8 protein-coding genes are annotated in these 12530 nt (G+C 40.0%); all 8 read left to right on the top strand.

Features of this window, described 5'->3' with window-relative positions:
* Positions 1-11 precede the first annotated feature (11 nt).
* The 8 genes from GR929_RS05685 (at position 12) to GR929_RS05645 (ending at position 12494) form a co-directional block, all read left to right on the top strand.
* Positions 12-1649 (top strand): RagB/SusD family nutrient uptake outer membrane protein, encoded by a 1638-nt coding sequence (locus GR929_RS05685; protein ID WP_159517978.1) that lies wholly within the window; start codon positions 12-14, stop codon positions 1647-1649.
* 12 nt (positions 1650-1661) lie between these two features.
* Positions 1662-2915, top strand: coding sequence for a hypothetical protein (locus tag GR929_RS05680; RefSeq protein WP_159517977.1), 1254 nt, complete (start codon positions 1662-1664; stop codon positions 2913-2915).
* 102 nt (positions 2916-3017) lie between these two features.
* Complete coding sequence (gene pelA, locus GR929_RS05670) at positions 3018-4898, top strand: pectate lyase (protein ID WP_159517975.1); 1881 nt, start codon at positions 3018-3020, stop codon at positions 4896-4898.
* Between the two features lie 94 nt (positions 4899-4992).
* Positions 4993-6642 carry a T9SS type A sorting domain-containing protein gene (locus GR929_RS05665; RefSeq protein WP_159517974.1) on the top strand — a complete coding sequence of 550 codons (1650 nt, stop codon included), beginning with the start codon at positions 4993-4995 and terminating at the stop codon, positions 6640-6642.
* 160 nt (positions 6643-6802) lie between these two features.
* A complete protein-coding gene (locus GR929_RS05660) occupies positions 6803-8206 on the top strand; it encodes a pectate lyase family protein (protein WP_235934085.1) in 1404 nt (467 codons plus the stop codon).
* 18 nt (positions 8207-8224) lie between these two features.
* Positions 8225-9424 (top strand): glycoside hydrolase family 88/105 protein, encoded by a 1200-nt coding sequence (locus tag GR929_RS05655; protein ID WP_159517973.1) that lies wholly within the window; start codon positions 8225-8227, stop codon positions 9422-9424.
* A 26-nt stretch (positions 9425-9450) separates the two neighbouring features.
* Complete coding sequence (locus GR929_RS05650) at positions 9451-10857, top strand: glycoside hydrolase family 28 protein (RefSeq protein WP_159517972.1); 1407 nt, start codon at positions 9451-9453, stop codon at positions 10855-10857.
* 17 nt (positions 10858-10874) lie between these two features.
* Entirely contained in the window at positions 10875-12494 is a 1620-nt protein-coding gene (locus GR929_RS05645) for an arylsulfatase (protein ID WP_159517971.1), read from the top strand.
* Positions 12495-12530: the final 36 nt, after the last annotated feature.

Genomic DNA, 12530 nt, shown 5'->3' with positions numbered 1-12530 from the left:
AAAAGAATCAAATGAAGAAATTAGGAATATTATTATTGGCTATTCTATTACTTAATATAGGGTGTAATGACTATTTGATGGAGGACAATAGGTCAAGCGTAACCGTTGATGAATATTTTAAAACACAGGAAGGCTACCAATCATTGGTAAATGCCTGCTATGCAAGTTTGAGAAAATTGTATTTTGACATGGATAACGATTTTGACAATCAGAAAAATACTACCTCTTTTCAAGGATTAACTTTACTGGGAACTGACCTTTTTTGTCATGCTACTATTGCTTCTGGGAATGAGGTTGTAGATAGTTATTATTCACTGACGCCTGACAATGGTTGGGTTTCCGACGTATTTTCACATTGTTATGAGGCTATTCAATTGCAAAATTTAGCACTGGAATGGGCCGAAAAGACAGTGCAATCTGACGAATTGCCTATTCGCGTCGCTGAAGTTCGGTTTCTTAGGGCATATTTTTACCATATTCTCCTCGAACTTTATGGAGGGGTTTCAATTGTTACTGATGCGTTCGACAAGCCAATTACTTCTTTTGAGCGAAATTCGGAGGAAGATGTTTATGCCTTTATCATTAAAGAACTAGAGGACGTTAAAAATATACTACCCTCAGTATCTGATCAGTCTGGTCGGGTGTCGAAGGGTGTAGCAGAACAGCTGTTGTCTCTGGTTTATCTGTCGAGAGGGTACACCTCTTTTGCCGTTTCTGACGACTTCCAAAAAGCGGAACAAAATGCAACGAGTGTAATCGAAAGTGGAAATTATAACTTACTATCGAATTTTGAAGATGTGTTTCGTCCTGGTAGTGAAGACAATCGTGAGATAATATTTGCAATACAGTATGACAGCAAATCGTTAATTAACGGAGTAGCAGGGAGCTGCGCGCATGCTTGGGGAGGATATTATGCAAGCTCAAAAGAAGGATGGCCCTATAGGCACGGACAAATAAGACCTACAGACAGGTGTTACTTGCAATACAACGTTGCTGATAAACGTTATAAAGGTTCATTTATGGTGAATCAATATGATCCTTATTACGATTACTATGACGATTCGAAGCCTGAAGATGAAAAGAAGATCACCCGGGTTTTTCCTCACCCGTCTATTGTTGAGGATCCTGAAAATCCAAGTCCGGATAATTGGATATTTTTAGAGCATTATACCGTATGGGGTACTGCTGGTGAAACCTGGGAAACTTCTGAATATCCGTGGGTGAAAAAATTTGATGATCCTACATCGAACAAGCAATACGACAATACGCGCGATTTCTTTATTTTCCGTTTAGCTGAAACTTATCTGATTCGAGCTGAAGCAAGGATCAATCAAGGATTGTCTGCCGATGATGATATCAATTTCGTACGAGCAAGAAGTTGGGATGAAAAGGTAACTAACGCAAATCTGGATGACGTTCTGGATGAAAGAGGAAGAGAGTTAATGGGTGAGTGCAAGCGTTGGATGGATTTAAGACGAATAGGAAAGGTAAAGGAGAGAGCCAGTGCGTATAATCCTGCAGTAAAAAAATACCTTGATTTAGGATATGAAGTTTTTGGACAAAATGATGGGAAGGCGTTCAGACGTCCGATTCCGACTAATGTAATCATCAGGGATGAGGGTGATTACGGACAAAACGAAGGTTATTAATTAAAATCTAGAATGATGAAAACAAAAATGAACGATATAGGAGCATTCGGCGTCTTAATAGCTGTGCTAATTATTCTTTTTACGTCTTGTCAGGAGGACGTAGTGGAGCCGGAGAGAGTTCCCATCAAGGCTGAGATAAAGCAAATAATTATTAATAATTCTGTTTCTAATGTTGTTTTTCAAAACAAGGTCGAAACAGACATGGATACCATTACAGTCACTGTTCCGCAAGGAACTGATGTAAGCCAACTCGATTTAGATATTCTAGTAAATTATTTTGGTACGTTAGAACCTGAAGCGGGGATTACGGATTTGACAAACCCTATAGTATATACGGTGACTTCTAACACTGAAACCCGGCAATTCCTTGTTCAATCCAAGATTGTACCGCCTTCCATTTCAACATTTGTTTTGACGAGCCCAGTAGAAGCAGTTGGAACAATTTCGGGAGACAGCATTATATTAGAGATATTGGAAGGTATTGATCTTTCAGCTGCGATGTTTACTGCTGAAGCTTTTGGCGAATCGATAGTTCCCGATCCTTCAGGAACAATTGATTTGACCGTAGACTCCCCTACTTTGAAGGTGATAAATAGAGATTTTGAGGCAGTCTACAATATCTACATAGAGTATTATAACGTGATTGAATTTACTGGTGCCTTTTACGATGGAACAGTCCATCCTAATGTGTTTTTACCTGGTAGTGTCGCAAATGATGAGGCTGATCGTTGGGTTGTTGAATCCAATCCAGCAGCCTATGGAGGAAGTGTTGTTCACTTCACCAGTTTAGGCGATTTTTCGGGAAGTGCAGCATTTGATTATGGCGATTTAGGATTGGATGACTCTCCCGATGAAGTTACCTCAATCTTCCGAGTAAAAGGAATCCCTGACGCTGGGGAAAACTATTTGGAAATTGCATTTAAAATAGGAGATCTTCGGGCTAAGTTCTATCTTGAGAAGGATAACATTGAGATAAAAGGCGGCTCGAACGTAAAAATCAATTTTGCAGACTGGACTGATTTTGATCCGACAGCATGGAATACTTATCGTGTGACTATGAATAAAATTACCAGGTCAATTGTGCTGTATGTAAATGAAGAACAAACGCCTGTTCTTGAAACTACTTTAAAAGGAAATTCGGGTGACGAAATAGATTTTGGAGATGGCGGTGGTGGTCTTTATGAATGTCTGATTGATTATATCGCGATTGAAACTACTGGTGCTTTTACACCAGAAGACTTACCTCTATCTAAGATATTGCAGTAAGTTAAGTTTTGTTCAAAAGCAACTTTTCCGGAGTATTATGACAGTTCTCCGGAAAAGTTATTCTTTAAAAAAAAGAGTTCAATTTACAAAAATTAGGAATAGATGAATAAGTATTGTGCTTATGTCTACCTTTTCTTGTTGTGCTTTTATTTGAGTTTGAAAATAAATGCACAAGAATGCACTAGTGGGCTTCAATGGAAAGAAGTAGTATATGGAATGGATGAAGAATGGTATGGTTCCGAAGAGGCTGTTCGTGTAGCTGAAAACGTATTATTATATCAATGCGATGTTGGTGGTTGGCCTAAGAATAAACCAATGCACATGGTTTTATCTAAGGACGAAAAGGAAGGATTGCAAAAACTAAAGCAATTTGGGAAGGGCACTGCCACAATAGATAATGGAGCTACAGTAAATGAGTTGATTTTCCTTTCAAAAGTGTATCATAAAACAAAAGGGCCACGCTATAAAGACGCATTTCTAAAGGGAATCAATTACTTGTTTGAAGCACAGTATGAAAATGGCGGATGGCCGCAGTTTTATCCACTTGAAGAAGGGGATTATTCCACTCATATTACATTCAATGACAATGCCATGGTGAACGTCATGAGTGTGATGAAATCAATTGCAGAAAATGATGGTAGTTTTTCGATTGAGTTAGATGACACAACAATTAGTAATGCAAGAAAAGCTTTTGATAAAGGAATCGATTTGATTCTGAAAACGCAGTACAAACAAAATGGAGAGCTGACGGCTTGGTGTGCACAATACGACGAGCATACTTTGCTCCCTGCTAAGGCAAGAACCTATGAATTACCCTCATTAAGCGGAAATGAATCTGTTGGTATCGTTTTGATATTAATTGGCATTGATCATCCTTCTCTTGAAGTCGTAAATGCAGTACAAGCTGCTGTGACCTGGTTTGACAAAGTAAAAATTGAAGGGATACGGATTGAGAGATATAATAATGCAGAGGGTAAAAGGGAAAAAAGAATAGTGAAAGATAAAGGCGCTCCTACTTTGTGGGCACGTTTTTATGAGTTGAAAGATAACAGACCATTTTTTTGTGACCGTGATGGGATAAAAAGATATTCTCTTACAGAAATTGGCAGGGAACGGCGAGCTGGTTATGGTTGGTACGATGATGATCCCAAGGAAATTTTTAAAGAATATAAAGTGTGGCAACCCAAATGGGCTCCTGGAGAAAATGTACTGGATGAGAAATTGGAAGATAGTTGTATCGCCAGTGACGATGACAAAAAGCAATTCGATGAGCTGTGTCTGCTAGACTGGGAAATTGCGTTTTCCGACAATTGCACCGGCGATTGGAAAGATAAATGGTTGCTCGACGGAAAGGTTGGCTACGTGGAAAACAGTGAAAATGGTATGGCACTTTATACTGGGCCAAAACCAAAAATAAGTGCAAATGATATTGTTCTCTGGACTAAACAATCTTTTTCAGGAGATCTGATGATTGATTACGATTATATTCGGATTGATGACAGAGACAGGTCAGTCAATATCATATACATAGAGGCAACCGGAAGCGGAAAAGGAGAATATGGTAAGAACATCCAAGAATGGATAAATTTGAGGGAGTTTCCTGCTATGCCAGTTTATTACAACAATATGAATACTTTGCATATTAGTTATGCTGCTTTCACAAAAGAAGGCGACTATATCCGGGCGCGTCGTTATCGCCCCGATTTGAATCAAAAGTTAGAAGGTACCGAATTAGGGGCAGCTTATAATACCGGATTTTTTGATACAGGTGTTAGGCACCATATTACAATTATTAAGAAAGGGTACAAATTATATATGAAAGTAGTTAATGATGAGCAAAGTGCATTATACATTTGGAATTATAAAAATCACCCTGAAATTTTTGAAGGGCCAATTGGCTTGCGTCACAAGTGTGTGAGTGCGGCAATCTATAAAAATTTTGTGGTAAGAAGGCTAAGTGATAAAAACAGAAACCGAGATTAGATCATGCTGAACATCTTTCAATTGACACTTAGTAATGTATTATGAATATGAAACTAGCACGCTTAAATATGGGAAGTATAACAATTTAATGATAATGAAAAACAGAATAGAAGTATTGATAATTACCTTACTTGCATTTTTAGTGTTAGGAAGCTCATTCGCAGCACAACCCGGCAAAATACCTGCTTTCCCCGGTGCTGAAGGCTTTGGTCGGTTTGCGAGTGGAGGTCGTGGGGGTGATGTTTATCATGTTACAAATTTGAATGATGATGGAGTAGGCTCTTTGCGTTATGGTATTGAAAGGGCAAATGGGCCACGTACTATTGTTTTCGATGTATCAGGCAATATTTTTCTTTCCGACCGCATCAGGATTGAAAAACCAGATATTACTATTGCCGGGCAAACAGCTCCGGGGGATGGTATTACACTTGCAGGAAATCCCCTTTATGTTTATTCCAGCAATATTATTGTCAGGTACATTCGTTGTCGTCTCGGCGACACGGATTCGGACGATCAAGATGCTGTTTCTATTGTACATGGAAGTAATATCATTTTTGACCATGTTACCGCAAGTTGGTCTATCGATGAAACTTTCTCTTGCCAAAGTAATGATGTAGATTCCCTAACCGTTCAATGGTGCATGATAACTGAAAGCCTTCGTTATTCCCATCATGAGAAAGGAGCACATGGTTATGGTGGGATTATTGGCGCCACTCGTCAAACATTTCATCATAATTTATATGCCCACCATAGTTCGCGAAGCCCGAAAATAACAGGCCGCAGGCATTGTGAAGTTGATTTCAGAAATAATGTGATCTACAATTGGGGATTCAATAGTTGTTATGATGGCACTGCTTCTTACATTAATTGGGTAAACAATTACTATAAGGCAGGCCCCGGTACAGAGAGTAGCAAACGTAAAAGAATATTTCAATTGAGCGATGAGGATATTGCGTCAGAAGGTAGTAACAGCCCTGAAGATTCTAAAAATTACGAAACATCGCTATATGCCGAAGGAAATTATGTTGTTGGATATTCTGCGGTAACTGCTGATAATTGGAACGGGGGGATCGATTTTATGAATGGTGCAACTGAAGAGAAAAATCGTGTTTATGTTCCGTTCGATTTTCCTGCTATTACCGAGCAGACCGCAGAGGATGCTTATCCGCTTGTACTGTCAGGTGCCGGTGCTTCTTTAGTGCGAGATACAATTGATAAACGAATTGTGAAAGAAGTGTTCACAGGAACGGTTACGTATGGTAATTTAGGAATTATAGACTCCCAAACTGATGTAGGAGGCTGGCCTTCATTGAATTCCTCGACTACTCTAAAAGATACTGATCAGGATGGCATGCCCGATGACTGGGAAGAAAAAAATGGCTTGAATCTAAATGATCCTAACGATAGAAACGATGACCTAAATGGTAACGGATATACCAATTTGGAAGAGTATCTCAACGGCATTCAGGCAATACCTACTTCAGTTAATAATTACATCTTCGAAAAATCAGATGCATTGCGTTGTTATCCAAATCCGACCCGTTCCAATCTATTTGTTGATTTAAGGGGCATCGGGAAATCAGATATTGCAATATATAACATTTTTGGGAAGCTGGTTTATCGTGCAAAAGCAAATGAAGGAATATATCATATTGGTGAACACGGGCTTTCCTCAGGGACTTACATTGTTAAAATAATAGATAGTAACAAGAAGCACTATACACAAAGAATAATAGTCGAATAGAAAGCTGTAAGGCATTCAGAGTAATTAATCCTGATTATTCGTATTTTTTGAGATGTAATATATTGATAATGGGTGACATATGGAATGGTCTTCTGTTGGGTGGGATTATTCTATTTATAGTAATTTAAGTGAGCAATATTAATAATATTAAAATGAATTTATGAATATCTGTAAGAGCATTGATGCTGTTATAAGAAAAGTCGTTGTTATTTTGTTTGTTGGTTTAATATTTAGTAATTCGTTGTTGGCACAAGTAACAAAAATGACAGCCTTTCCTGGAGCTGAAGGTTTTGGTCGGTTTGCCACAGGAGGTCGTGGAGGCGATGTCTATCATGTAACCAATCTGGATGATAATGGGGCTGGTTCTTTGCGATATGGACTTGATAGTGCCAACAGCCCTAGAACGATTGTATTTGATTTATCAGGGACAATATGGTTAAAGGATAAATTGTATGTGACGCATCCAAATATCACGATCGCAGGTCAAACAGCACCCGGTGATGGTATAACGTTGGCTGGAGATGAATTTGGAGTTAAAGCAAGCGACGTTATTGTCAGATACATACGTTGTCGTTTAGGTGATCGAAGTGGAAGAGATGATGATGCAGCACATATCCATCGTGGATTTAATATTATTTTTGACCATGTATCTGTCAGTTGGTCTATCGATGAAACTTTCTCCTTTCAATCCGGCAAAATAGATTCTGTGACTGTTCAATGGTGCATGATTACTGAGAGTCTGAATAATTCGCACCATATCAAAGGTGGACATGGTTATGGGGGGATTATTGGCGGGTTGAGGCAATCTGTTCATCATAATCTATACGCTCATCATAGCTCTCGCAGCCCTAAAGTAACGAAGCGGAGACACTGTGAAGTCGACTTTAGAAATAATGTGATTTATAACTGGGGACACAACAATTGTTACGATGGGAATAAATCGTATTTGAATTGGGCGAATAATTATTACAAACCGGGGCCCGGTACGAAGGAAAATGTGCGCCATAGAATATTCGCTTTGAGCAATGCTATGGTAAAAGAAGAAAATTCCGGATGGCAGAAATCGAATACCTATCCCACTTTGCTGTATGCTGAAGGAAATTATGTTGAGGGTTATCCGGAAATTACAGCAGATAATTGGGCTGGAGGTATTGATTTTTCCGATGGAGCTACTGAAGCAAAAAATCGAAAGCGGATTCCGCATGAGTTTCCACCAATAACAGAACAAACAGCAGAAGAAGCTTATGCGTTGGTCTTGGCAGGGGCTGGAGCTTCATTGGTTCGAGACACCATTGATGAACGCATTTCCAGAGAAGTGCTGATCGGAACCGCGGCTCATGGAAATGGTGGAATTATTGATTCGCAAGATGATGTTGGTGGGTGGCCGCAGTTAAACTCACTCCCAGCTCTCAAAGATACCGACCAAGATGGTATGCCAGATCAGTGGGAAATGCAACATAATCTCGATCCCGATGATCCGTCAGATCGTAACGGGGATGCCGACAACAACGGTTTTACAAACCTGGAGGAGTACCTCAATTCGATTGTAATAAACAAGCCATAAAGACTAAACAACTGGAAAATGAAAAAGCTACAATTATCTTTTTATATCGGTATAATTTTATTTTTTATATCGATTCAAATGAATGGTCAGGATGTGGTTGCTGATCGTTCGCTGCCGTGGTCTCAGCGTATGGCCGAAACTATTATGCACGACTATCCGGCAGCCTGGCAAATGGAAGAAGCAAAAGCTATCGAATGGAAGTATACCAAGGGATTGCTTTGCAGCTCATTTATTGATTTATGGAAAAAGACGGGCAACGAAGCCTACTTTAATTATGCAAAAGCCTATGCCGACACCATGATCGATGAGGAAGGTGTGATTTATGGCTATAAAATGGAAGATTATAATATAGATCAGATCAATTCTGGTAAGATGTTATTCGATCTATTCGCTGAAACTAAAGAACCGAAATATGAAATTGCCCAAAAAACACTTCGGCGCCAATTGATCGACCATCCACGTACGGAAGCGGGCGGATTTTGGCACAAAAAGCGATATCCCCATCAGATGTGGTTAGATGGACTGTACATGGGAGCGCCCTTTTATGCCTGTTACGGACAGGTTTACAACGAACCGGAAAGTATTGATGAAGCAATGAACTGGGTAATTGTAACGGAGAAAAAAACACGCGATCCGAAAACGGGACTCTTATATCATGCCTGGGATGAAAGTAAAACGCAACGGTGGGCAAATAAGGAGACCGGTTTATCCCCACACGTATGGGGCAGGGGAATGGGGTGGTATGCAATGGCTACTGTCGATGTTTTAGATTATGCATCGAACCATCCTCAAAAGGACGAAGTCATTCAAATTATTAAACGGCTGGCAGCAGCAATCGTAAGTTGCCAGGATGAAAAAACGGGGGTATGGCGCCAGGTGTTAGACATGCCAGACGGAGAGGGGAATTATTTTGAAGGATCAGCGAGTGCCATGTTTACCTATTTTTTGTTGAAGGCGACTCAAATGGGCTATATTGATAAATCCTATCAGGCTAGTGCCAAAAAAGCCTATAACGGAATGATTAGTAATCTGATTAAAGTTGAAAATGACGGGCGGCTCGTTATGACACCAATATGTGCTGGCGCAGGATTGGGAGGAAATCCATACCGGGACGGGAGTTACGAGTACTACATTAATGAACGGCTCAGGGACAATGATCCCAAAGGGGTGGGCCCCTTTATTATGGCCAGTCTTTGGTATGAATCACTTAAAGATTAAGCCTCGAATGAAATTTGAAAATTACAATGATGAAACAACTAACCATTTACTTTATTTTATTTACACTTTTTACGAACTCTAAAAATCCGGTTGTCCACAAGGATATTGAGGACGGTTGGAAAAAAATGGATTCGATATTAGTGCAGATTAGTCCGCCTGTATTCCCGGATAGACAATTCAGAATAACCGACTACGGGGCAAAAGCCGATGGCAGCCTTTGTACGAATGCTATTAACAAGGCAATTGAAGATTGCAATGCTTCCGGAGGTGGCAGAGTTATTGTCCCCAAGGGAACCTTTTTGACTGGTGCAATTCATTTACTAAGTAATGTGGAGTTGCATGTTTCAGCGGGAGCAACGCTTTTGTTTTCTACAAATCCCAAAGATTTTTTGCCAGTTGTGCGTACCCGCTACGAGGGAAGCGAGCTTTATAATTATTCTCCCTTGATTTATGCCTATAAACAGGAGAATATAGCTGTTACCGGAGACGGACTGCTTGATGGACAGGCATCAATTGAGAACTGGTGGTATTGGACCATCGGAAAGGAAAAAAAAGAAGAGAATTTACAGAATCAACCCAATTCAATTCCCAGGTTGTTGGATTTAATGGCAAAAGGGACGCCGGTTGAAGAGCGCGTTTTTGGGGAGTCGGGATTCTTGCGTCCGAGCTTTATACAACCGTTTATGTGTAAAAATATACTGATAGAAGGAGTTACACTGAAAAGACCTCCGATGTGGATGCTACATCCCGTACTGTCTGAAAATATTACGATTCGTTATGTGAAACTGTACAGTCCAGGCGCACCAAATGGCGATGGATGTGACCCCGAGGTCTGTAAAAATGTACTCATTGAAGGTTGTGAGTTTAATACCGGCGATGATTGCATTGCGATTAAATCGGGTCGAAACAGGCAGGGGTACGACCTCGCCATTCCCACGGAGAACGTAATAATCCGTAACTGTAAAATGTTTGATGGGCACGGAGGTGTAGTTATCGGTAGTGAGACCTCCGGAGGAGTGCGTAACGTTTTTGCCTATGATTGTGAGATGAGTAGCCCGCATTTGGAAAGAGCATTTCGGTTGAAGTCAAACAAATACAGGGGTGGGGTTATAGAAAATATTTATTTGCGCAATATTAAGGTTGGTCAGGTTAGTAATGCAGTTATCAGGATCAATCAAAATTACTTTTCAAAAGCTTCTCCCGGCGAAATAAGATATACCACCTATCGAAACATTTTTATTGAAAATATGTCTTGCGAAAAAGCGGACTATGCAGTTCAGATTCTTGGTTTGAAGGAGCATCCTATAGAAAATATAAAAATTTTAAATAGTTCTTTTAATAATATCAACCAGCAAAATGTTTTTGAATCAGTAAAAGCACTATTGATGGAGCATGTAACAATAAACGGCGAAACAATTGAAGTAAATAACTAAACAAAAAAATCGTAGAAATGAAATTAAATGGAAATATAGTAACTGGTATTAATTACTTATGTATTGCTATTTTAGGTAGCCTGTTTTTTTCCTGTAGTAATAAGGTTAGCACAACTGAAAAAGAGACAAAAGAAAGGCCAAATATTGTCCTCATACTTGCTGACGATATGGGCTATTCTGATCTAAGCTGCTATGGAGGTGAAATTAGTACGCCTAACATCGATAAAATTGCATCGCATGGCGTTCGTTTTAGTCAGTTTTATAATGCCGCTCGTTGCTGTCCGACACGGGCATCACTTATGACCGGTTTGTATCCTCATCAAGCAGGGATGGGGGCAATGGTAAAATTGCACGGTGAAGCCGCAAAAGGACCATATCAGGGATACCTCAATGACCAATGTGTTACTATTGCAGAGGTGCTAAAACAAGCTGGCTACTATACAGCTGCCTCCGGAAAGTGGCATATTGGAGAGGAGAGACCACAGTGGCCAATTGACAGAGGATTTGATAATTACTACGGTTTGATTAGTGGAGCAGCCAACTATTTTGATATTTCCAGGGGGAAAAGTAAAAATGTCGTTCGCCATTTCGCGATTGACAGCACCGAAATTATGCCTTCTAAAGAAGGTTTTTATATGACGGAAGCTATTACCGACCATGCTGTGCAGTTTCTGCAGAAAGCAGCAACTAAAGATCAGCCGTTCTTCCTCTATCTTCCCTATACTGCACCACACTGGCCGTTACATGCATTACAGGAAGATATTGCACTCTACAAAGGAAAATTCATGAAAGGCTGGGATGAGCTACGGGAAGAACGTTATAATAGGATGGTTGAGTTAGGTTTAATTGATAAGGAGTGGCTGAAAAGTGACCGGAATGAAGATGTATCATCATGGGATAGCTTAAGTCAGGAGCAGAAGGAGCAGATGGATCAACTGATGGCCATTTTTGCGGCACAGATCCATCGGATGGATATCGGTATTGGTCAGGTTATGGATCAATTGGAAAAGATGGGAGCTCTAGAGAACACCGTCGTCTTTTTCCTTTCAGACAATGGTGGAAGTAGTGAATATGGCATTTGGGGAACTGATTTTTGGGGTAATTTTTGGGACGGAAAAGCTTTGCCGGGATCTGGAGATTCATTCCATAGCTATGGCGCATCATGGGCGAATCTAAGTAATACTCCTTTCAGATACTACAAGAAGTATGTTCACGAGGGAGGAATTGCTACGCCATTCATCGTAAGCTGGCCAGAAACCATAAAAGATACTGGCGGTATTTCGCATGTACCTGGTCATGTTATAGACATTATGACAACAATATGCGATGTTACAAACGTGGAATATCCCAAGGTATTTAAGAACCATCAAATAACCCCGATGCCAGGAAGATCAATCCTTCCTGCCCTGTTGGGCGAGCAAAAAATGGATACTGATACTATATTCTGGGAACACATGGGAAATCGAGCGGTTCGAATAGGAAACTGGAAGCTGGTTTCGATTAAAGGAAGCCCTTGGGAATTATACAATCTTGAGAAGGATCGGACAGAAACAAACAATCTAATCGAAAATGAACCGGCAAGAGCCGCCGAAATGAAAGCTACCTATGAATCTTGGGCTAAAAAGATTGGAGTTTGAATGTCATTTGAATGATTAAAATGGAAATAACATAAT

Origin of the sequence: Sunxiuqinia indica (genome assembly GCF_009847015.1) — a bacterium.
Taxonomy (GTDB): domain Bacteria; phylum Bacteroidota; class Bacteroidia; order Bacteroidales; family Prolixibacteraceae; genus Sunxiuqinia; species Sunxiuqinia indica.
Note: the sequence above shows the minus strand (reverse complement) of the source record. Positions and strands in the feature narration are given on the sequence as shown.

What these genes read in the sequence shown, in the direction of transcription:
- GR929_RS05685 (WP_159517978.1), top strand. Translation starts at nt 12, where the DNA reads ATGAAGAAATTAGGAATATTATTATTGGCTATTCTATTACTTAATATA.
- GR929_RS05680 (WP_159517977.1), top strand. Translation starts at nt 1,662, where the DNA reads ATGATGAAAACAAAAATGAACGATATAGGAGCATTCGGCGTCTTAATA.
- pelA (WP_159517975.1), top strand. Translation starts at nt 3,018, where the DNA reads ATGAATAAGTATTGTGCTTATGTCTACCTTTTCTTGTTGTGCTTTTAT.
- GR929_RS05665 (WP_159517974.1), top strand. Translation starts at nt 4,993, where the DNA reads ATGAAAAACAGAATAGAAGTATTGATAATTACCTTACTTGCATTTTTA.
- GR929_RS05660 (WP_235934085.1), top strand. Translation starts at nt 6,803, where the DNA reads ATGAATATCTGTAAGAGCATTGATGCTGTTATAAGAAAAGTCGTTGTT.
- GR929_RS05655 (WP_159517973.1), top strand. Translation starts at nt 8,225, where the DNA reads ATGAAAAAGCTACAATTATCTTTTTATATCGGTATAATTTTATTTTTT.
- GR929_RS05650 (WP_159517972.1), top strand. Translation starts at nt 9,451, where the DNA reads ATGATGAAACAACTAACCATTTACTTTATTTTATTTACACTTTTTACG.
- GR929_RS05645 (WP_159517971.1), top strand. Translation starts at nt 10,875, where the DNA reads ATGAAATTAAATGGAAATATAGTAACTGGTATTAATTACTTATGTATT.